We start from the raw sequence: 21850 nt of genomic DNA on the forward strand, positions 1-21850 counted from the left end.
CCCGAAGGGGCGTATCGAGACCCGCCCGCCTCACGCCCCCGGAACGAACCGGTACCCCATCCCCGCCTCCGTCAGCAGGTACCGCGGATGCGACGGATCCGGCTCGAGCTTCTTCCGCAGCTGCGCGAGGTACAGGCGCAGGTAGCCCGTGTCGGTGACGTGCGCGGGCCCCCAGATCTCGTCCAGGAGCGAGCGGCGCGTCACGAGCTTCCCCGCGTTCCGCACCAGGATCTCGAGCACCTGCCACTCCGTCGGGGTGAGCCGCACCCCCGCGCCGGCCCGCGTCGCGCTCTTGGCGATCAGGTCGATCGTCACGTCGCCGATCACCACGAGCGGCTCGCCGTCGGCCGGCTGCACGCGCCGCGACAGGGCCCGGATGCGCGCGAGCACCTCGTCCATCGAGAACGGCTTGGTCACGTAGTCGTCGGCTCCGGCGTCGAGCGCGTCGACCTTGTCGGCCGCTCCCGTCCGCCCCGACACCACGAGGATCGGCGCGCTCGTCCAGCCGCGCAGCGCGTGGATCACCTCGACGCCGTCGAGCCGCGGCATGCCCAGATCGATCATGTAGAGGTCCGGATGCTCGTCCACCGCGCGGTTCACCGCCTCCGTCCCGTCGCCCGCCGTCACCACCTCGTAGCCGCGGGCGGTCAGGGTGATGCGCAGCGCCCGCAGGATCTGCGGGTCGTCGTCGGCGATCAGGATCTTCACGCGTCCTCCTCAGGAGCGATGGGAGCAGGAGCGGACGGAGCAGGAGCGGACGGAGCCAGCGGCAGAGTCACCACCATCGTCAGCCCGCCCCCCGGGGTGTCCTCGGTCTCGAGCGTGCCGCCCATCCCCTCCGTGAACCCCTTCGACAGCGCGAGCCCCAGCCCCAGCCCGGTCAGGTTGTCGTCGTCGCCCAGGCGCTGGAACGGCACGAAGATCTCCTCCCGCCGCTCGGGAGCGACCCCCGGGCCGTGGTCGACGATGCGGATCTGCCCCGAGCGGCCGAAGGCGCTGGTCGCGATGCGCACGCGGGTCCCGGGAGGCGCGTAGCGCGAGGCGTTCGCCAGCAGGTTCACGATCACGCGCTGCAGGAGCCCCGCGTCGGCGAGCAGCTCCGGCCCGTCGAGGTCCAGGTCGAGGTCGACCTCGCCGGGTCCGAGCCCCAGCTCGTCGAGCGCCGGCAGCACGACGTCGGCCGCGTCCAGCGGAGCGAGCGCCACGGCGAGCGCCCCGGCCTCGAGCCGCGTGACGTCGAGCAGGTCGGTGACGAGCGCGGCCAGCACGGTCAGGCTCTCGTCGGCGGTGGCGAGCAGCTCCTGCCGGTCGCGGTCGCTCCAGGTGATGTCGGGCGAGCGCAGCCCGCTGACCGCGGCGGTCGCGGCGGCCAGCGGGCGGCGCAGGTCGTGGCTGACCGCCGACAGCAGAGCGCTGCGCACCCGGTCCGTCTCGGCCAGCGGAGCGAGCTCGCTCGCCGTCTCGGTGAGCGCCGCGTTCTCGAGGACGGAGTCGAGCTGAGCCGCGACCACCTGCAGCAGCCGCCGCTCGCTCGCCTCCAGCTCGCGGCCGTGCAGCTCGAGCACGGCGCTGCGCCCGACCGGCACCGACACCGGCTCCTCCTGCGGCTCGCCGTCGACGGCGACCACGGTCCCGTCGCGCACGAGCCGCACCCCCGTCAGGCCGAAGGCCTCGCGGGCGCGCTCGAGGATCGCCTGCACCGCGCCCTGGCCCCGGATGACCCCGCCGGCGATCGTCGCGAGCAGCTCCGACTCCGCCCCCGAGCGCTTCGCGGCCCGCGAGCGCCGCGCCGCCACGTCGACCACCGAGCTCACCAGCACCGCGTTGACCACGTAGAGGACCAGCGCGAGCGCGTGCAGCGGCTCGTCGACCGTGATCGTGTAGAGCGGATCGACGAAGAAGAAGTCGAGCGTCAGTCCCGAGAGCACGGCCGCGAACAGAGCGGGCCAGATGCCGCCGACCAACGCGACGAGCACCACGAGCAGCTGGTACGAGAGCACGTCGCTCGTGATCGACTCGTCGTTCCGGAGGATCGACAGCAGCCAGGTGAGCAGCGGTCCGCCGACGAGGGCGAGGCCCGTGCCGACCAGCCGGCGCCGCAGCGTCAGCGCGCCGGCGCGCCGGGGCAGCAGCGCGCTCCGCCCCGCGGCCGAGTGGCTGACGATGTGCACGTCGATGTTGCCGGACTCGCGGATCACCGTCGCACCGATGCCGGGGGTGAGCGCCGCGGCGATCCGGCTGCGACGGCTGACGCCCAGCACCAGCTGCGTCGCGTTGACCGAGCGGGCGAACTCCACGAGCGCGCGCGGCACGTCCTCACCGACGACCTGGTGGTAGCTGCCGCCGAGCGACTCGACCAGCGCGCGCTGCGCCTCGAGCAGGTCGGGCCGCGGTGCGCGCAGTCCGTCCGGCGTCACCACGTGCACGGCCAGCAGGTCGCCCCCGGAGGAGCGCGCCGCGATCCGCGCGCCGCGCCGCAGCAGGGTCTCGCCCTCCGGCCCTCCGGTGAGCGTCACGACCACGCGCTCGCGCGCCTCCCAGGTGCTGTCGATGCCGTTCTCGACGCGGTAGTCGCGCAGCGCGCTGTCGACCTCGTCCGCGAGCCAGAGCAGGGCGAGCTCGCGCAGCGCGGTGAGGTTGCCGAGGCGGAAGTAGTTCGAGAGCGCCGCGTCGATGCGCTCCGGCGGGTAGACCCGGCCGTCGGCGAGCCGGTCGCGCAGGGCCTGCGGCGCCAGATCCACGACCTCGATCTGATCGGCGGAGCGGAGCACCGCGTCCGGGATCGTCTCGCGCTGCGGCGCCCCGGTGATCGCGTGCACCACGTCGTTGAGCGACTCGATGTGCTGGATGTTGACCGTCGAGAACACGGTGATGCCGGCGTCGAGCAGGGCGCGCACGTCCTCCCAGCGCTTGGCGTTCCTCGAGCCGGGGGCGTTGGTGTGCGCGAGCTCGTCGACCAGCGCGATGTCCGGGCGGCGCTCGAGCACCGCGTCCAGATCCATCTCCTCGAGCGCGACTCCGCGGTGCTCCAGGCGGCGGCGCGGCACCGCCTCGAGGCCCTCGAGCACGGCCGCGGTGGCCGAGCGGCCGTGCGTCTCGACCACGGCGACGACGACGTCACGGCCCTCGTCGGCGAGCCGACGGCCCTCCTCGAGCATCGTGTAGGTCTTGCCGACGCCGGGCGCCGCCCCGAGCAGCACGCGCAGGCGGCCCTTCGTCATGCTCCAGGCCTCACCTTCGGCTCGCCGGACCGGCTCCGGCTCGCGGGAACCAGCGGGCCGTTCGCGAGTCTACGAGCCGCGGAGCGGCGCATCACAGCCGGGCCAGCGCGAGGTTCAGCTCGAGCACGTCGACCCTCGGCTCGCCCAGGAAGCCGAGCACGCGCGGCTGCACCGAGCTCTCGACGAGGTCGCGGACGTCCTCGACGGCGAGTCCGCGCGCCTCGGCGACCCGGGGCGCCTGCAGCAGCGCGTACTCCGGGCTGATCTGCGGGTCGAGACCCGAGGCGGAGGCGGTCAGCGCGTCGGCGGGCACGTCGGCCGGGTCGACCCCCTCCAGCGCGGCGATCGACGCGCGGCGCTCCTGGATCGCGGCGACGAGGTCGGCGTTCTCGGGGCCGAGGTTGCTGCCGCCGGAGGCGCCGGCGTCGTACCCGGCCGCCGACGGGCGCGACTGGAACCACTCCGGCAGTGCGGCGCCGTCGGCGTCGGTGAAGGACTGGCCGATCAGCGCGGAGCCGACCACCCGCCCGTCGGCGGACACGAGCGAGCCGTTCGCCTGAGCGGGCAGGGCGAGCTGGCCGACGCCGAGGACGGCCAGCGGATAGGCGAGGCCGAGCAGCGCGGTCATCAGGATCATCGCGCGCAGGGCGACGGAGTAGGGGCGGAGCGTCATGGTCTCTTCTCTTCCGGGAGCGGGGTGGAGTCCCGCGGGACGCCGCTGCGCGAGACGCCGGTGGAGGCGTGCGCGAGCGGTGTCCCGCGGAGGGGAGCGGGTGTCAGAACCCGGGGATCGTCGCGACCACGAGGTCGATGAGCTTGATCCCGATGAACGGGGCGATCACGCCGCCCAGCCCGTAGACGAGCAGGTTGCGGCCGAGCACCTTCGAGGCCGACAGCGGCCGGTAGGCGACCCCCCGCAGTGCCAGGGGGATGAGCGCCACGATCACCAGGGCGTTGAACACGATCGCCGAGAGGATCGCCGAGGCCGGCGAGTGCAGCTGCATCACGTTGAGCACCGCGAGACCCGGGAACACGCCCGCGAACATCGCCGGGATGATCGCGAAGTACTTCGCCACGTCGTTCGCGATCGAGAACGTGGTGAGCGCCCCGCGGGTGATCAGCAGCTGCTTGCCGATCCGCACGATGTCGATGAGCTTGGTCGGGTCGGAGTCGAGGTCGACCATGTTGCCGGCCTCCTTCGCCGCCGAGGTGCCCGTGTTCATCGCCACGCCCACGTCGGCCTGCGCGAGCGCCGGCGCGTCGTTGGTGCCGTCGCCGGTCATCGCGACGAGGCTGCCGCCCTCCTGCTCGCGCCGGATCAGGGCGAGCTTGTCCTCGGGAGTCGCCTCGGCGAGGAAGTCGTCGACCCCCGCCTCGGCCGCGATCGCCCGCGCCGTCAGCGGGTTGTCGCCCGTGATCATCACGGTGCGGATGCCCATCTCGCGGAGCTCCGCGAACCGCTCCGCCAGACCGTCCTTGACGACGTCCTTGAGGTGCACGACCCCGAGCACCCGCGGGCCGGCGGCGTCCTTCACGGCGACGACGAGCGGAGTGCCTCCGCTGCCCGACACCTCGTCGACCGTCTGCGCGAGCTGCGCGGCCAGGGGCGCGGCGAGCGGCCCCTCCTGCTCCACCCACGCGCGCACCGCCGACGCGGCGCCCTTGCGGATCGCGGTCCCGTCGAGCAGGTCGAGCCCGCTCATCCGCGTCTGCGCCGTGAACGGCACGACGACCGCGCGCTCGGGCTCGAGGACCGTGCGGCCGGAGGCGATCGCCAGATCCACGATCGACCGTCCCTCAGGAGTCGGATCGCTGAGCGACGACGACGCCGCGGCGTCCGCGAGCGCGGCCTGCGCCACTCCGGCCACCGGCAGGAACGCGGTGGCCCGACGGTTGCCGTAGGTGATGGTGCCGGTCTTGTCGAGCAGCAGCGTCGTCACGTCGCCCGCCGCCTCGACCGCGCGCCCCGACATCGCGAGCACGTTGCGCCGCACGAGGCGGTCCATGCCGGCGATGCCGATCGCCGAGAGCAGCGCTCCGATGGTGGTCGGGATGAGGCAGACGAGCAGCGCCACGAGCACGGGCACGCTGACCGGCGCCGCCGCGTACGACGCGATCGGGTTCAAGGTCAGCACGACGATCAGGAACACGATCGACAGGCTCGCCAGCAGGATGTCGAGCGCGATCTCGTTCGGCGTCTTCTGCCGCGAGGCGCCCTCGACCAGTCCGATCATGCGGTCGACGAAGGTCTCGCCCGGCTTCGAGGTGATGCGCACGACGATGCGGTCCGAGAGCACGCGGGTGCCGCCGGTGACCGCGCTGCGGTCCCCACCGCTCTCGCGGACGACCGGAGCCGACTCTCCCGTGATCGCGGATTCGTCCAGGGAGGCGATGCCCCAGACGATGTCGCCGTCGCCGGGCACGAGGTCGCCGGCCTCGGCCACGACCACGTCGCCGAGCTGCAGCGACGAGGAGGGGACCTCGCGCAGCTCGGCCGCCGCGGCCGACGGATCGGCGGGGTCGTAGCCGATGACGCGACGGGCGGGAGTGCTGGTGCGGGTCCTCCGCAGGCTCTCGGCCTGCGCTTTGCCGCGGCCCTCGGCCACCGACTCCGCGAGGTTCGCGAAGACCACGGTGAGCCAGAGCCACAGGGCGATGCCGGCGGTGAACGTGACGGGCACGGCCGAGCCGCCGGACGGCTCCGGCCCGCCGAGGAACGGCTCGGCGATCGCGAGCAGAGTGAGCAGCACCGCGCCGACCTCGACGAGGAGCATCACCGGGTTGTGCCGCATCAGGCGCGGGTCCAGCTTGCGGACGGCGCCCGGCAGTGCCGCGGCGAGCTGGCGCGGACCGAACGCGGCTCGCGCCGAGCGGGGAGCCGGAGTCGGCTCGGCAGGCGGTGCGGTGAGAGTGGACGACATGATCAGAGCCCTTCCGCCAGGGGTCCCAGCGCGAGTACGGGGAAGTAGGTGAGGGCGGTGACGACGACCGTCACGCCCACGAGGAGGCCGACGAACTGCGGCCGGGCGGTGGGCAGGGTGCCCGCACTCGCGGGCACCGCCTTCTGCGCGGCGAGCGATCCGGCGAGCGCGAGCACCAGCACCATCGGCAGGAACCGCCCGAGCAGCATCGCGACTCCGAGAGCCGTGTTGAGCCAGGGGGTGTTCGCGGTGAGCCCCGCGAACGCCGAGCCGTTGTTGTTGGCGGCCGAGGTGAACGCGTAGAGCACCTCCGACAGGCCGTGCAGCCCGGGGTTCCCGATCGACGTGCTCTCGACATCCTCGCGCACACCGGGGATCGCGAAGCTCAGCGCCGTTCCGGCGAGCACGAGAGTCGGGGTGACCAGGATGTACAGGCTCGCGAGCGTGATCTCGCGGGGGCCGAGCTTCTTGCCGAGGTACTCGGGCGTGCGGCCGACGAGCAGCCCGCCGACGAACACCGCGAGGATCGCGAGCACGAGCATCCCGTAGAGCCCCGAGCCGACACCACCCGGCGCGACCTCGCCGAGCATCATGTTCAGCATCGGCATCATGCCGCCCAGCGGAGTCGCGGAGTCGTGCATCGCGTTCACCGCACCGGTCGAGGTGAGCGTGCTCGCGCTGCCGAACAGCGTCGAGCCGGCGATGCCGAAGCGCGTCTCCTTGCCCTCCATCGCGGCCCCGGCGGCCTGCGCGGCGGATCCGCTGCCGGCCAGCTCGAGCGCGGTGAAGGCGCCGAGCGACACGGTGAAGACCACGGCCATCGCAGCGAGGATCGCGCGGCCCTGCCGCACGTCGCCGATCATCCGGCCGAAGGTGCGCGGCAGGCTGAACGGGATCGCGAGCATGAGCACGATCTGCAGGAGATTCGTCCAGGCCGAGGGATTCTCGAACGGATGCGCGGAATTGGCGTTGAAGTACCCGCCGCCGTTCGTCCCCAGCATCTTGATCGCCTCCTGAGACGCGACCATGCCGCCCGGGATGCTCTGCGCACCGCCGGAGAGGGTCTCGACCTCGAGGGGCGACGCGAGATTCTGCACCACGCCGCCGGCGACGAGGACGATCGCGGCCACGACCGACAGCGGCAGCAGCAGGCGCAGCACACCGCGGGTCAGATCGACCCAGAAGTTGCCGAGCGTGCCGGAGGAGCGCCGCGCGAAGCCGCGGATCAGCGCCACCGCGACGGCCAGGCCCACCGCGGCCGAGACGAAGTTCTGCACCGCGAGCCCGCCGAGCTGCACGGCGTAGCCGAGGGTGAGCTCGGGCGAGTACGACTGCCAGTTCGTGTTGGTGACGAAGGAGACAGCCGTGTTGAACGCGAGTCCCTCGGGCACGGCGGGCAGACCGAGCGAGCCGGGCAGCACGGCCTGCAGCCGCTGCATCCCGTACAGGAGGAGGATCCCGACGAGCGAGAACGCGAGCACGGCGCGCAGGTACGCGCGCCAGCTCTGCTCGGACGAGGAGTCGACTCCGATCACCCGGTAGAGGCCGCGCTCGATCGCGAGGTCGCGGGTCGAGGTGTAGAGGCGGGCCATGCCGTCGCCGAGCGGGCGGTGCAGCAGGGCCAGGGCGAGGCCGACGGTCGCGACCTGGAGGACGGCGAAGAGCGTGTCCATCAGAAGCGCTCCGGTCGGACGAGGGCGACGAGCAGGAGCAGCACGGCACCGATCGCCAGGACCACGGCGAGGACGTCGAAGACGATCACCTCGACTCCTCCGGCACGCGGGCCGCACGGGGGTCGGCGGAGCGGACAGGAGGGCCGATCTTCTCGACCCCCTTCGCCGCGAGGCCGATGACGAGGAACAGGGCGAGCACGCCGAGGAGGTAGGCGAGGTCGAGCACGGAGGACTCCATCCGGAGGCGGACAGCGCCCGATCGAGCGCACGAATCCCGATGCAACACCCGCCGGGCGCCCCCGGATCCGCTCCTCACGGTTTCCCTACGGCCCGCCGCCGAATGCTCACGGTTCCCCTACGCCGCCCATCGTGAGAGCGGTCTCTCCCCGCAACGGCAGGGTTGGCGACGCGAAGGTCACGGTTTCGCATCGGTCCGCTCCGCGCTTTACAGCGACCACCCCGAGCAATATGTTGTCTCCGTGGACAAAGCCCCTCGGGGCTCCCCGCCCCTCCCGGGCGACGACACGACGGCGTGCATCCATCCGTGCACGCTCTCGCGCCGTCCTTCTCACTCGGACACTGCTTTCAGAGAGGAATGCACTCCATGAAGTTCTCGCGTGGACTCACGACGCTGGCCACCGCCGGCATCATCTCCCTCGGCCTCGCCGCCTGCTCGGCCAGCCCCGCCAACTCCGGCGGCGCCGCGAGCGGCGAGAGCGCCGAAGGCGACTGCACCGTCGGCATCTCGATGCCCACCCGCAGCCTCGAGCGCTGGATCAACGACGGCGAGGGACTCCAGTCCCAGCTCGAGGACGAGGGCTGCACCGTCGACCTCCAGTACGCCGACAACAAGACCGACCAGCAGATCTCGCAGATCCAGAACCAGATCGCCGGCGGCTCGAAGATCCTCGTGATCGCGGCCATCGACGGAGAGGCGCTCGCGCCGGTCCTGTCCGAGGCGAAGAAGCAGAACGCGACCGTCATCGCGTACGACCGCCTCATCAACGGCACCGCCGACGTCGACTACTACGCGACGTTCGACAACTACAAGGTCGGCCAGCTCCAGGGCCAGTACATCGAGGAGACCCTCGACCTCGCGAACGCCGCGGGACCCTTCACCCTCGAGCCCTTCGCCGGCAGCCCCGACGACAACAACGCCAAGTTCTTCTTCTCGGGTGCGTGGGACGTCCTGCAGCCCTACGTCGAGAGCGGCAAGCTCGTCGTCCCCTCGGGCAAGTCGCCCGCCTCGAACGACGACTGGGCCTCCATCGGCATCCAGGGCTGGGCCTCCGACAAGGCGCAGTCCGAGATGGACAACCGCCTCTCCTCCTTCTACACGGGAGACCAGAAGGTCGACGTCGTGCTCTCGCCCAACGACAGCCTCGCGATCGGCATCGAGGCGTCGCTGAAGTCGGCCGGCTACGCGCCGGGCGCCGACTACCCGGTGATCACCGGTCAGGACGCCGACAAGGCCAACGTCAAGGCGATCCTCGCCGACGAGCAGTCCATGACCGTGTGGAAGGACACCCGCACCCTCGGCGACCGCGTCTTCCAGATGGTGCAGTCGATCGTCGCGGGCGAGGAGCCCGAGGTGAACGACACCGAGACGTACGACAACGGCGAGAAGGTCGTCCCCTCCTACCTCCTCGAGCCGCAGGTCGTCGTGAAGGACGACGTGCAGTCGACCCTCGTCGACTCCGGCTTCCTGAAGGCCGGTGACGTCGGGCTCTGATCCCGAGGCGGGGGCGGGGAGGCGACGTCCTCCCCGCTCCCGCCCACCCCGTCCTCACCCACCACGACCACGAAGCGAGGCCCCGTTGGCCAGTCCCATCCTCATCATGCGCGAGATCGTCAAGGAGTTCGGCGGCGGTGTCCGCGCTCTCGACGGCGTCTCGCTCTCGGTGCAGCCCGGCGAGGTGCACGCGATCTGCGGCGAGAACGGCGCCGGCAAGTCGACGCTGATGAAAGTCCTCTCGGGCGTCTACCCCACCGGCAGCTTCGAGGGCTCGATCGAGTTCGAGGGCCGGGCGGCCCAGTACCGCTCGATCAACGACAGCGAGGCCGACGGCATCGTGATCATCCACCAGGAGCTCGCCCTCAGCCCCTACCTCTCCATCGCCGAGAACATCTTCCTCGGCAACGAGAAGTCCAAGCGCGGCGTCATCGACTGGAACGCGACGAACGCCGAGGCCGCGACGCTGCTCGCGCGGGTCGGCCTCGCCGAGAACCCCGCGACCAAGATCCTCGAGCTCGGAGTCGGCAAGCAGCAGCTGGTCGAGATCGCGAAGGCCCTGGCCAAGCGCGTGAAGCTCCTGATCCTCGACGAGCCCACCGCGGCGCTGAACGACGAGGACAGCGATCACCTGCTGGGCCTGATCGACCAGCTGCGCCGCCAGGGCATCACCTGCATCATCATCAGCCACAAGCTGAAGGAGATCCGCGCGATCGCGGACACCGTCACGATCATCCGCGACGGCCGCACGATCGAGAGCTTCGCCATGACGGCGGAGCAGGCGAGCGAGAGCCGCATCATCCGCGCGATGGTCGGCCGCGATCTCAACAGCATGTTCCCGCCGCGCGATCCGCAGATCGGCGAGGAGAAGCTGCGCGTCGAGAACTGGACCGTGCACCACCCCGTCGACGTCGACCGCGTGGTCGTCGAGGACGCCTCCTTCACCGTGCGCGCCGGCGAGATCGTCGGATTCGCGGGCCTGATGGGCGCGGGCCGCACCGAGCTCGCGATGAGCATCTTCGGCCGCAGCTACGGCACCGGCATCTCCGGCCGCGTCTTCAAGGACGGGAAGGAGATCCAGACCCGCACCGTCGACGAGGCGATCCGCAACGGGCTCGCCTACGCCACGGAGGACCGCAAGCGCTACGGCCTCAACCTCATCGGCGACATCACCGTCAACGTCTCGGCCGCCGCGCTCTCGCGACTCGCCCGTCTCGGAGTGATCGACAAGCACCGCGAGTACAAGGTCGCCGACTCGTACCGCTCGAAGATGAACATCAAGGCCCCGAGCGTCTCGGCCGTCACCGGCAAGCTCTCCGGAGGCAACCAGCAGAAGGTCGTCCTCTCGAAGTGGATCTTCTCGGGTCCCGACGTGCTGATCCTCGACGAGCCCACCCGCGGCATCGACGTGGGGGCCAAGTACGAGATCTACGGGATCATCAACGAGCTCGCGGCCCAGGGCAAGGCCGTCGTCGTGATCTCGTCCGAGCTGCCCGAGCTGATCGGGCTCTCCGACCGCATCTACACCATCTCCGAAGGCCGCATCTCGGGCGAGGTCGCCCGCGCCGACGCGACCCAGGAGCACCTCATGCACTTCATGACCGCAGGGAAGGACCAGGCCCGATGAGCGCCACGACCACCACAGCGCCGAGCGGCACGCCCGCGAACACGCCCTCCACGCCGCCCAAGCGGGGGCTCCGGATGAACGTCAACCTGCGCCAGTACGGCATCCTCGCCGCGCTGGGCGTCATAATCCTGCTCTTCCAGCTCCTCACCGGCGGCCGCCTGCTGCTGCCCGGCAACGTCAACAACCTGATCCAGCAGAACGCCTACGTGCTGATACTCGCGATCGGCATGGTCATGGTGATCATCGCCGGCCACATCGACCTCTCGGTCGGCTCGGTCGTGGCGATGGTCGGAGCGATCTCGGCGATCGCGATGAACAACTGGGGACTGCCCTGGGGAGTCGCCGTCGTCGTCGCGCTGCTCACCGGCGCGCTGGTCGGTGCCTGGCAGGGCTTCTGGGTGGCGTTCGTGGGCATACCCGCGTTCATCGTGACCCTCGCGGGCATGCTGATCTTCCGCGGATTCACGCTCGTGCTGCTCACGGGCGGCACGATCAACGGCCTCCCGACCGCCTTCACCGCCATCGGAGCCGGCTGGCTACCGGGCGTGCTCGGCGGCATCCTCGGCCGCGACGCGCTCACCCTCCTGCTCGGAGTGGTCGTCTCGGCGGTCCTCGTCGTGCAGCAGCTGCGCACCCGCGCCACGCTCCGCCGCCTCGAGCTCCCGCGCGAGCCGATCGCGTCCTTCTGGATCAAGGCCGGCATCGCGGTCGTCGCGATCATGGCGCTCGCCTGGCTGCTCGCCGGATACAGCGGAACCCCGATCATCCTGATCGTGCTCGCCGTGCTGATCCTCGCGTACAGCTTCGTCCTCGGCCGCACCGTGTTCGGCCGCCACATCTACGCGATGGGCGGCAACCTCTTCGCCGCGATGATGTCCGGCGTGAAGACGAAGTGGGTCAACTTCTTCATCTTCGTGAACATGGGCGTGCTGGCCGGAGTCGCGGGCGTCGTGAGCACGGCCCGCGCGGGCGGCGCCGTCGCCTCCGCCGGTCAGAACTACGAGCTCGACGCGATCGCGGCCGTCTTCATCGGAGGCGCGGCGGTGCAGGGCGGTGTCGGCACCGTGGTCGGCGCGGTCATCGGCGGACTCGTGATGGGCGTGCTCAACATGGGCCTGTCGATCCTGTCGGTCGACGCCGCGTGGCAGATGGCCATCAAGGGCTTCGTGCTCCTGCTCGCCGTCGCGTTCGACATCTTCAACAAGCGGCGGGCGGGCGGGCGCTAGGGCCCACTCCTCCGATCGCCTCGGGCGGGCCCTCTACTATGACGGGGCCCGCCCGAGTCGTCAGACCGCGCCGCGGGCCGCACCGACGAGAGACGGGTCAGCATGGCAGGAGCAGTCGGCGCCTCGAGCAACGCTCTGCTCCGCCGCCACAACCTCGCCGCGATCGCGACGCTCGTCCACCGCTCCGGGCCCCTCAGCCGCGCCGAGCTCGGTCAGCGGACCGGCCTCAACCGCTCCGCCGTCGCGAATCTGGTGGGCGAGCTGGCCGGACTGGGCTGGGTGGAGGAGGAGACGACCGCTCCCACCGGCCGCATCGGCCGCCCGAGCGCCACCGTCGTGCCCGGCCGGGCGTTCGCCGTCGTCGGAGTGCACCTCGACACCGACGCGATCATCGTCGGCCTCGTCGGGATGAACGGCGACCTCCTGCGCCGCGTGCGCTTCGACACCCCCACTCCGGCCACCCCCGACACCGTCGCGCGCGTCGTCTCGGGCATCGTCGACGGGTTCCGCTCCGAGAAGGAGGGGCACCGCATCCTGGTCGGCGCGGGAGTCGCGGTCCCGGGCCTGGTGCAGGCCGACTCCGGATTCGTGCAGATCGCGCCCCATCTGGGCTGGCGCGACGTCGATCTCGCGAAGCGGCTGGGCCGCGCGCTCGCTCTGCCGGTCTCGGTCGGCAACGACGCGAGCCTGGGCGCGATCGGCGAATCGCTCTTCGGAGCCGCGCGTGGCGTCGCCGACGTCGTCTACGTGACCGGGGGCGCGAGCGGCATCGGCGGCGGAGTGATCATCGACGGCCACCCGCTGCGCGGCTCCTCCGGTTTCGCGGCCGAGCTCGGCCACACCCTCGTCGCGGCCGGCGGGACCCGCTGCGGCTGCGGTCGCCACGGCTGTCTGGAGGCCGAGGTGCGGATGCGCTCCCTCCTCGACGTCCTCGGCGCGCGGGTCCTCGACCAGGACGAGCTCGACATCGCGCTGGGCACCTCCCGCGACCCCGCCGTCCTCGCCGAGGTCGCCCGCCAGGTCGACCTGCTCGCCGAGGGCCTCTCCACCTTCATCAACCTGTTCAACCCCACCTGCGTCGTCCTCGGCGGCTTCCTGGGATCCCTCCTCACGGTCGACCGCGAGCGCCTCGCCGCCCGGGTGTCGGCGCGCGCCCTCAGCGACCTGGCCCGCGGCGTCCGGATCGAGCGCGCGGCGCTCCGATCGCGTCTGGAGCTCGTGGGCGCGGCGGAGCTACCCTGGCGACGGGCGCTCGCGGATCCCGCCGCCGTCGGCGGCGGCTCCCCCGAGTCGGATGCGGTCGCCGTGACCGAGGCCGTCGACGCCCGCTGGTGAGCGCCTGACCGCGCCCGGGACCGGTGAGCGCCGCTCGCCGCAGAAGAAGGGGAACGTCGTGGCCGACTTCAACGAGACGATCATCGAGGAGTTCCGTGCGAACGGCGGAACGGTGACCACCGCCGGCTTCGGCCGCTCACTCGTGCTCCTGCACCACCTCGGCGCACGGTCGCGCGAGGAGCGCGTCTCGCCGTTGATGGCGCTGCACCCCTCGGCCGACGTCTGGCTGCTCGCCGCCTCCGCCGCGGGCGCCCCGAAGCACCCCGCCTGGTTCCACAACCTCGTCGCCGAGCCCGACGCCGCGATCGAGACTCCGGACGACGGAACGGTCCCCGTGCGCGCCCGCGTCCTCGAGGGCGCCGAGCGCGACGCGGGCTGGAGGCTCTTCACCGACGCCTCCGAGGGCTTCGCCGGCTACGAGCGCAGGACGACCCGCGTCATCCCCGTCGTCGAGCTCGCCCGCCGCTGACCCCGGTCGCCGTGTCGTTCAGCCGCCCGGCGATGTACCGCATCTGAACCGGGTCGCTCCAGTAATCGGAGTGGCCCCGGGGATGGGTGATCGTCTGGTCACGGGGATCCGCCAGGCAGACGTCCTCGAGGCCGCGGTGACCGAGCTCGGTGGCGATCGGATCCGTCTCCCTCCAGAAGTTCGCGACCGATCGGCAGTTCGCGACGACCTCGTCGAAGTGCGCAGCGGAGAAGCGCTGGGGGAAGAACGAGGCGTAGAGGGTGTCGAGCGGACTTCCGCACAGCACGAGATCCAGGTCCTCGAGCGCAGGATGCTGCTGCACCCACCAGAAGCAGAGGACCGATCCCTGGGAGTGACCGACCAGAACGGTCGGACCAGCACGGAGCCGATCGCCCACCAGGAGCTCCTGATCGAGACCGTCGAGAACCGCCTGCCGGTACGAGCGGCCGGCGAGTGGATGCGCTGTCACCGGCCAGAATCCGGCGATGTCGGCGATCATCCCGTAGACGGTCCGCACCCGGCCCGCGCCTCCGCCCGTCACCACGAAGACGACGGCCGCCACCGCGAGACCCTGACTCAGGGGAACCGTGAGTTCGAAGACGATCGCCGACGACAGGATCAGATGCAGGAGCAGCGCTGAGGCGCCGATCCAGAGCGGCACCGCGAGGATCACCCCGCCCCGCAGGCTCCTCGGGAGTCCGGAGACCAGATCGTGCTGGAAGCGAGCCCGCGCGGTCCACCGGGAAGCCGATTCACCGGAACCGCCCCTGAGAGGACGACGAGCGAGATGGAGCACCAGCACTCCCAGTGCGAGCGCGAGCAGCCCGAGCAGCAGGAAGAGCGTCACCCGGTCGATCAGTCCTGAGCTGATGGAGCTCTTCGAGGCCTGCAGAGGCATGACGAGCCTCTCGATGCGATCGTCGTCCCTGCGCTCCCGGACGAAGGGGAACGCGTAGTTCCGGGAGTTGAGGTATCGGAGGACGATGTCCGCGCCGAGGCGCAGGGCCGAGCCGTACACGTGCACGAGACCCACTGCGAGGAGGCAGGCCAGCCCGGCCGCGGTGAGGCTGATGCTCGGGGTTGCTGTCCGCCGCGAGCGCACGATGTCGACGGCGGTGAGCGCGAGGGCGACGGCGATCCCCGTGAGGAGGGTGACGACGATCGACGCCGCGAGCGGGTCGACGTGCAGCTCCGACGGCACGGACCACGGCGCATCGAGGAACGTCTGGGTCTCTTCCGGGTCGACGGGCACTCTGACCTGGAGAAGAGGCGAGAGCAGCGGTGGCAGCGGCTCGTCGAACCGCCATCGGGTCGGAGGCGCGACCAGCACTCCCACGCACACGGCGACGATCGCAGCCGCGTGCAGCGCCCCCATCCCGAGGATCGACGACGGAGCCCCTCGTCGACGGAGGAAGACGACGCGGACCAGCGTCCCCAGGCCGAGCAGGATCGTCACGGTGAGCAGCGGGAACGACGGGCTCGACGGGTCGACCCCCAGGACCTGGGGCAGTCGCATCAGCCGCATCGCCGTCTCGACGAGGGCGACGCCCCAGATCAGCGCGCTGATCGTCACGAGCACACCGAAGAAGGCGACGCAGACCGAGAAGATCCGGCGCTCGACGGTGCGGGCGCCCCGCGCATCGGCGGGCGGACCCATCTCGGCGGCGACGTTCACGAGGGTGAAGGGGAGTGCGGCGAACCAGAGCATCCGCGCCTTCGACCTCGAGGTCCTGGACCAGTCGATCTTCCTCACCTGGTGCTCGGGCTCGCGGGCGGGGCCGAGAACGTCCGGCTCTCCCCGGTCGGACAATCTCAGGACCGGCGCGTCGCCGGAGGCGGTGTGCCGACGGTGGTCCCCGATGCCGTGCACGCGCAGTTCCAGGGGTCCGACGCCAGGGCGCTCCCTGCCACGGACGACACCTCTGTCGTTCCGACCTGCCATGCCCGCACGGTACTCCTGAGGCTGGACGAGCACCACGGCCCGTCCCGTGCCGGGGCCCCGATCAGCGGAACGGCACCGGCACGATGTCGGGCGTGCTCCAGCGCAGCGCGATCCGCTCGCGGAACCCGTCGCGCCGCAGCTCCGTCTCGAGCGCGTCGATCACGAGCGGGGCCAGCCCGCGGTGCTCGACCATCACGTCGATCGCGAGCACTCCCCCGTCGGTGACGAGCGTCGATCCCACTCCCGGGATCAGCGCGAGGAACCGCTGCGCATCGACCTGCACGTGCCGGTGGTCGCGCAGCCGGCGCAGCAGCACGGGCAGAGCGAGGGCGTCGAGCGGAGTCACATCGGCACGCAGCGGGATCACCCGCGAAGCGTCCCGCCCGCCGACGTCCGCCGGGTGAACGCCGGCCCCTCCCCCGGTGTCCCTCCGGCGTCCCTTCGCCCCGCTCCGCGAGACACCGGCTCAGCTCAGGACACGCCGTGAGGAGCGACCCGCAGCGGCATCCCGGCGGCAGGATGACGGCCGTGGACTTCACCGACGGCTTCGACGAGGGCCGCCTCGACCCGGAGCGCTGGATCGACCACTACCTCCCGCAGTGGACCGAGCCCGACCGCTCCCGCGCCCGCTGGTCCCTCGACGACGACGGGCTCCTCCTCCGCATCGACGCCGATCAGCCGCCGTGGCGCGAGGACGACGGAGCGATGCGCGTCTCGAACCTGCAGACCGCGACGTTCTCCGGCCCGGTGGGCAGCACCCGCGGCACCCACCGCCACCGCCCCGACCTGCGCGTGCGCACCGAGGTGCCGACCCGCCGCCTCTGGACTCCCACCGGCGGACACGTCGAGGCGCTCCTCTCGGCGAGCCCCGACCCCTCCTGCATGCTCGCGATCTGGCTGGTCGGCACCGAGGAGTCCCACCCTGACGACTCCGGCGAGATCACCGTCGCGGAGCTGTTCGGCTCCCTCCGCGGCGAGCGCCGCTCGATCGTCCGCACCGGGGTGAAGGCCGTGAACGACCCGCGCCTGCGCACCGACGTCGTCGACGCCGACCTGCCGATCGACACCGCCGAGCCGCACCTCTACTCCGCCGACTGGTCCGAGGACGGAGTCGTCCTCTCGGTCGACGGCTCCGTCGTCCACCGGGTCGCCCAGTCGCTCCCCTACTCCCTGCAGCTCATGATCGACCTCTTCGAGTTCCCGGAGGAGGGCCCGCGCGACCCCGCCGCCTACCTCCGCACCGCCCGAGTCCACCGCGTCCGCGGCGACTCCTGACCCGCGGAGGTCGACGAACGACGAAGCCCCCGACCGGACATCCGATCGGGGGCTTCGTCTTCTGCTGGTGCGCGAGGGGGGAGTTGAACCCCCACGCCCTTTCGGGCACACGGACCTGAACCGTGCGCGTCTGCCTATTCCGCCACTCGCGCTCACCACGGTGCCTGAGCACCGACGAGAAAGACTACCACCCTCCGAGCCCGCCCGTGAACTCGACGTCGTCGAAGCGCATCCCGCGACCCCGCCGGCACCCTCCGACAACCCCGCGAAAAAGCCCTGAGGCACCCGTATCCAGAGCATCCCAGTAACATGCCCGTAGCCGTGCGCGGCGCAGACGACATAGGAAGCCACGTGAGCGCGCAGACAGCTCGATCCGTGCGCGACCGCCGAGAAGGCGACGAAACGGGAGATCGGAAGACTGTGGGCATACTGGACAACTTCGAGAAGGGACTCGAGCGCGTCGTCAACGGCGCGTTCGCGAGGACCTTCAAATCGGGGCTGCAGCCGGTCGAGCTCGCGTCCGCCCTCCGCAGGGAGCTCGACACCACGGCCGCCGTCGTCACCCGCGACCGCATCCTCGTGCCGAACAGCCTGACCCTGCGCATGTCCGCCGCCGATCTCTCCCGCATGGAGCGGATGGGGGCCACGCTGATCGACGAGCTCACGACCGTCGCCACCGAGCACGCGAAGAAGCAGGGCTTCCGCTTCCCCGGTCCCGTCGACATCCGCCTCGCCGCCGACGCCTCGCTCAGCGACGGCATGGTCGAGGTCGACTCCCGGAGCGTCAAGGGCACCGTCGCCTACACGCCGGTCCTCGACATCGCCGGCCGTCGCCACCCGATCACCAAGTCCCGCACCGTCATCGGCCGGGGAGCGGACGCCGACATCACCGTCGACGACTCCGGCACCTCCCGCAAGCACGTCGAGATCCTGTGGGACGGCTCGCGCGCCCAGGTGCACGACCTCGGCTCGACCAACGGCTCCAAGCTCGACGGCAAGCCCGTGACGCAGGCCGTCCTCTCGCCCGAGCAGACCATCACGATCGGGCGCACGTCGATCGTGTTCCGCATCGTTCAGGGCGCCGCACCCGCGCGCGCCGACCGCTCGCCGTCCGGTCGGTCCGGACGCGCCTCCGACGGATTCTGGGACGACCGGCTATGAGCGAGCTCACCCTCTTCCTCCTGCGCATCGCGTTCCTCGCGCTGCTGTGGTTCTTCGTGTTCGGCATCGTCTACGCGCTGCGCTCCGACCTGTTCGGGCAGCGGGTGCGCAAGCTCCCGACCGCCGCGCAGGCGGGCGCCGACGATGCGCCGTTCGTCACCGCGGCCCAGCCGGTCGTGGCCGCCTCGGCTCCCCCGCAGCAGCCGGCGCCCGTGCAGCAGCAGGCACCGTCGGCCCGCCGCTCCCGCGAGGCCGCTGCCGAGCGCACCGATTCCGGGGGCGTCGCCACGGTCCACACCGCGCAACGCCTCGTCATCACCTCGGGCCCCAAGCGCGGCACCGAGCTGGAGCTGAACGGCGAGCCGCTCACCATCGGCCGCTCCTCCGAGTCGGCCCTCGTGATCCGCGACGACTACACCTCCACGCACCACGCGCGCCTGCTGATCTGGAACGACGAGTGGATGATCCAGGACCTCGACTCCACCAACGGCACGTTCCTCGACGGCCGCCGCGTGGGCGCGCCGACCAAGGTGCCGCTGAACACCCCCGTCAAGGTCGGCACGACCACCTTCGAACTGCGTCGGTCGTAGGCCGACCCGTGACCTCCACTCCTGACAGCGCCGTCGGCGCGGCGCGCGAGAGCGCCGCCGTGTCGCACGTCGGCCGCATCCGCTCCAACAACCAGGACTCCGGCTACGCGGGCCGGCAGCTCTTCGTCGTCGCCGACGGCATGGGCGGGCACGCGGGAGGCGACGTCGCCTCGTCCATCGCGATCAAGCGCATCGCCCAGGCCGACCGCACGTACGCGTCGACCTACGAGGCCGAGGACGAGCTCAAGCGCACCCTCCTCGCCGCGAACACCCTTCTCGCCGAGGCCGTCATCGACCACCCCGAGCTCACCGGCATGGGCACCACGGTCAGCGCGATCGTGCGCGTCGGCGCGTCCGTCGCGATCGCCCACATCGGCGACTCGCGGATCTACGTGCTGCGCGACAGCAAACTCGAGCAGGTCACCACCGACCACACCTTCGTGCAGCGCCTCGTCGACTCCGGTCGCATCACCGAGGAGGAGGCGATGACGCACCCGCGCCGCTCCGTCCTCATGCGGGTGCTCGGCGACGTCCACACGAACCCCGAGATCGACACGCTCACGCTCGAGACCGAGCCGGGAGACCGCTGGCTGATCTGCTCCGACGGCCTCTCGGGAGTGGTCCCGCACGACGAGATCCTCAAGGAGCTGTCGCGCAGCGAGTCGGCCCAGCAGGTCGCCGACCGACTGATCCGCGACAGCCTCTCGCACGGCGCTCCCGACAACGTGACCGTCGTGATCCTCGACGTCCCGGGCGAGAACGACACCGCGCAGGCGCTCGTGCCGACCCCGGAGCCGGTCGTCGTCGGGTCGGCCGCGGCACCGACGCCGATCAGCACCGACGACTCGCAGAACCGCCTCCGCATCCCCGGGCTCCGTCTGCACACCCGCGCCCCGGCCGCGCAGGGCCCGACCCACTTCGAGCCGGAGTCCGAGGACTACCTCGACGAGCTGATCGAGGAGGATCGCCGCCGCCACCTGCGCCGCCGGATCACCTGGCTCGTCGGCCTCTCGCTCGTCCTGATCGCCGGCTTCCTCGGCGTCCTGCTCGCCTACGACTGGACGCAGTCGCGCTTCTACGTCGGCACCGACGGCGACACCGTGATCATCTACCAGGGCATCCAGCAGTCCGTGGGCCCGCTCTCGCTCTCCAGCGTGAAGGAGGACACGGGCATCCCCCTCGACTCGCTCCGCGAGTACGACGTGGAGCAGCTGGAGCAGACCATCAGCGCCGAGTCCTACGCCGGAGCGGTCGACATCGTCGAGCGCCTGACCGACGCGAACGGAGCACCGTGACCGACACCCGGAGCGCCCCCGCGGCCGTCGAGCGCCGACGCCCCCGCCTGCACAAGCAGAAGATGCGCAATCTCGAGCTCCTGCTCCTGATCGGCGCCTGCCTGATCGACGCCTCGGCGATCCTGCTGGTCCAGCTGGGCGCCCTCGGCGCCGTCGACACCACGCTGGTCTCGCTCGGTGCGGGCCTCTCGGCGCTCGTCCTGGTGGTGCACGTGGTGCTCCGCTTCGCGGCTCCGGAGGCGGACCCGTTCCTCCTCCCCATCGCGACGGTCCTGAACGGCCTCGGCGTCGCCGAGATCTACCGGATCGACATCGCCGACGGCGCCACCGGCTGGGAGTCGGTCGCGGTGCGCCAGATCATCTGGAGCGGTCTCGCGATCGTCGCGGCCATCGTGGTGCTCGTCGTCATCCGCAACCACCGCATCCTCTTCCGGTACACCTACGTGGCCGGCTTCGCCGCGATCGTGCTGCTCCTGCTGCCGTTGCTGCCGTTCATCGGCCGCGAGGTCAGCGGTGCGCGCGTCTGGATCGGCATCGGCGACTTCTTCAGCTTCCAGCCCGGCGAGATCGCGAAGATCGCGCTCGCGGTCTTCTTCGCGGGCTACCTGGTGCGCAATCGCGACTCCCTCTCGATGGTCGGCAGGACGTTCCTCCGGATGCGCTTCCCGCGTCTGCGCGACCTCGGCCCGATCCTCGTGGTCTGGGCCGTCTCGATGTCGGTCATCGTCTTCCAGCGCGACCTCGGCACGGCGCTGCTCTACTTCGGCCTGTTCCTCGTGATGCTCTACGTCGCCACGGGCCGCACCAGCTGGGTGATCATCGGCGTCGGCCTCTTCCTCGGTGGCGCGATCCTCGCGAGCCAGACGCTGGGCTACGTCGGCAACCGCTTCGCGAACTGGCTCGACCCCTTCGACCCGGACCGCTACGGCGCCGACCCGGGCGGCAGCTTCCAGCTCGTGCAGGGCCTCTTCGGACTCGCGCACGGCGGTCTCCTGGGCACCGGCCTCGGTCAGGGCATGCCCGACATCACGCCGGTCCCCCAGTCGGACTACATCATCGCGAGCCTCGGCGAGGAGCTCGGCCTCGCCGGTCTCTTCGCGATCTTCGGCCTCTACCTGCTGCTCGTCTCGCGCGGCTTCCGCATCGGCTTCGCCGGGCAGGACGACTTCGGCCGCCTGCTGGGCGTCGGCCTCTCGTTCGTCATCGCCCTGCAGTGCTTCATCGTGATCGGAGGCGTCACCCGGGTGATCCCGCTGACCGGCCTCACGACGCCGTTCCTAGCCGCGGGAGGCTCCTCCCTCGTGGCCAACTGGATGATCGTCGCGGTCCTCCTCCGTCTCTCGGACACAGTCCGCAGCCAGCCTCGTCTGGTGGTGTGATCCG

Annotated in this window: 19 protein-coding genes and 1 tRNA gene; 10 read left to right on the top strand and 10 right to left on the bottom strand. The window is 71.2% G+C overall.

Annotated elements, in window-relative coordinates:
- Positions 1-30: 30 nt before the first annotated feature.
- The 7 genes from NB037_RS02510 to NB037_RS02540 form a co-directional block, all read right to left on the bottom strand.
- The gene (locus tag NB037_RS02510) at positions 31-708 is read right to left on the bottom strand and encodes a response regulator (RefSeq protein WP_251943362.1); all 678 of its coding nucleotides are present in this window, start codon (positions 706-708) and stop codon (positions 31-33) included.
- A complete protein-coding gene (locus NB037_RS02515) occupies positions 705-3221 on the bottom strand; it encodes a sensor histidine kinase (RefSeq protein ID WP_251943364.1) in 2517 nt (838 codons plus the stop codon). The genes NB037_RS02510 and NB037_RS02515 overlap by 4 nt, the downstream gene beginning before the upstream one ends.
- A gap of 91 nt (positions 3222-3312) precedes the next feature.
- Positions 3313-3894: a potassium-transporting ATPase subunit KdpC gene (gene kdpC, locus NB037_RS02520; RefSeq protein WP_251943367.1), complete on the bottom strand. Its 582-nt coding sequence runs from the start codon at positions 3892-3894 to the stop codon at positions 3313-3315.
- 103 nt (positions 3895-3997) lie between these two features.
- Positions 3998-6142 carry a potassium-transporting ATPase subunit KdpB gene (gene kdpB, locus NB037_RS02525; RefSeq protein WP_251943369.1) on the bottom strand — a complete coding sequence of 715 codons (2145 nt, stop codon included), beginning with the start codon at positions 6140-6142 and terminating at the stop codon, positions 3998-4000.
- 2 nt (positions 6143-6144) lie between these two features.
- Entirely contained in the window at positions 6145-7815 is a 1671-nt protein-coding gene (gene kdpA, locus NB037_RS02530) for a potassium-transporting ATPase subunit KdpA (protein WP_251943381.1), read from the bottom strand.
- Positions 7815-7904, bottom strand: coding sequence for a potassium-transporting ATPase subunit F (locus NB037_RS02535; protein WP_251943383.1), 90 nt, complete (start codon positions 7902-7904; stop codon positions 7815-7817). Before NB037_RS02535 ends, kdpA begins: the two co-directional genes overlap by 1 nt.
- Positions 7901-8041 carry a hypothetical protein gene (locus tag NB037_RS02540; protein ID WP_207403352.1) on the bottom strand — a complete coding sequence of 47 codons (141 nt, stop codon included), beginning with the start codon at positions 8039-8041 and terminating at the stop codon, positions 7901-7903. The genes NB037_RS02535 and NB037_RS02540 overlap by 4 nt, the downstream gene beginning before the upstream one ends.
- Before the next feature lie 378 nt (positions 8042-8419).
- Here NB037_RS02540 and chvE point away from each other — a divergent pair, with 378 nt between their 5' ends.
- From chvE to NB037_RS02565, 5 genes are all read left to right on the top strand, one after another.
- Positions 8420-9547 (top strand): multiple monosaccharide ABC transporter substrate-binding protein, encoded by a 1128-nt coding sequence (chvE, locus tag NB037_RS02545; RefSeq protein WP_372490677.1) that lies wholly within the window; start codon positions 8420-8422, stop codon positions 9545-9547.
- 106 nt (positions 9548-9653) lie between these two features.
- Positions 9654-11174 (top strand): multiple monosaccharide ABC transporter ATP-binding protein, encoded by a 1521-nt coding sequence (mmsA, locus tag NB037_RS02550; RefSeq protein WP_279308528.1) that lies wholly within the window; start codon positions 9654-9656, stop codon positions 11172-11174.
- Positions 11171-12400, top strand: a complete 1230-nt coding sequence (gene mmsB / locus NB037_RS02555; protein ID WP_372490678.1) for a multiple monosaccharide ABC transporter permease — start codon at positions 11171-11173, stop codon at positions 12398-12400. The genes mmsA and mmsB overlap by 4 nt, the downstream gene beginning before the upstream one ends.
- 102 nt (positions 12401-12502) lie before the next feature.
- Positions 12503-13735 carry an ROK family protein gene (locus tag NB037_RS02560; protein WP_251943387.1) on the top strand — a complete coding sequence of 411 codons (1233 nt, stop codon included), beginning with the start codon at positions 12503-12505 and terminating at the stop codon, positions 13733-13735.
- A gap of 58 nt (positions 13736-13793) precedes the next feature.
- On the top strand, positions 13794-14204 hold the full coding sequence (locus NB037_RS02565; protein ID WP_251943389.1) for a nitroreductase/quinone reductase family protein: 411 nt from the start codon (positions 13794-13796) through the stop codon (positions 14202-14204).
- Here NB037_RS02565 and NB037_RS02570 read toward each other — a convergent pair.
- Positions 14173-15912, bottom strand: coding sequence for a hypothetical protein (locus tag NB037_RS02570; RefSeq protein WP_251943391.1), 1740 nt, complete (start codon positions 15910-15912; stop codon positions 14173-14175). The two genes, NB037_RS02565 and NB037_RS02570, sit on opposite strands and share 32 nt — an antisense overlap.
- 295 nt (positions 15913-16207) lie before the next feature.
- A complete protein-coding gene (locus tag NB037_RS02575; RefSeq protein WP_251943395.1) occupies positions 16208-16513 on the bottom strand; it encodes a hypothetical protein in 306 nt (101 codons plus the stop codon).
- A 161-nt stretch (positions 16514-16674) separates the two neighbouring features.
- Between NB037_RS02575 and NB037_RS02580 the strand changes: the two genes are divergently transcribed.
- Entirely contained in the window at positions 16675-17421 is a 747-nt protein-coding gene (locus NB037_RS02580; protein ID WP_251943397.1) for a glycoside hydrolase family 16 protein, read from the top strand.
- 65 nt (positions 17422-17486) lie between these two features.
- On the opposite strand, the gene NB037_RS02585 is transcribed toward NB037_RS02580, so the two are convergent.
- Positions 17487-17573: transfer RNA gene (locus NB037_RS02585), tRNA-Leu, on the bottom strand.
- Positions 17574-17841: 268 nt separating this feature from the next.
- Between NB037_RS02585 and NB037_RS02590 the strand changes: the two genes are divergently transcribed.
- The 4 genes from NB037_RS02590 (at position 17842) to NB037_RS02605 (ending at position 21846) form a co-directional block, all read left to right on the top strand.
- Positions 17842-18582, top strand: a complete 741-nt coding sequence (locus tag NB037_RS02590) for an FHA domain-containing protein (protein WP_251943399.1) — start codon at positions 17842-17844, stop codon at positions 18580-18582.
- The gene (locus NB037_RS02595; protein ID WP_251943401.1) at positions 18579-19172 is read left to right on the top strand and encodes an FHA domain-containing protein FhaB/FipA; all 594 of its coding nucleotides are present in this window, start codon (positions 18579-18581) and stop codon (positions 19170-19172) included. The genes NB037_RS02590 and NB037_RS02595 overlap by 4 nt, the downstream gene beginning before the upstream one ends.
- A gap of 8 nt (positions 19173-19180) precedes the next feature.
- The gene (locus NB037_RS02600) at positions 19181-20467 is read left to right on the top strand and encodes a Stp1/IreP family PP2C-type Ser/Thr phosphatase (RefSeq protein ID WP_251943403.1); all 1287 of its coding nucleotides are present in this window, start codon (positions 19181-19183) and stop codon (positions 20465-20467) included.
- Between the two features lie 62 nt (positions 20468-20529).
- Positions 20530-21846 carry an FtsW/RodA/SpoVE family cell cycle protein gene (locus tag NB037_RS02605; protein WP_251943482.1) on the top strand — a complete coding sequence of 439 codons (1317 nt, stop codon included), beginning with the start codon at positions 20530-20532 and terminating at the stop codon, positions 21844-21846.
- Positions 21847-21850 lie beyond the last annotated feature (4 nt).

Source organism: Rathayibacter rubneri (assembly GCF_023743255.1).
Lineage (GTDB): Bacteria > Actinomycetota > Actinomycetes > Actinomycetales > Microbacteriaceae > Rathayibacter > Rathayibacter rubneri.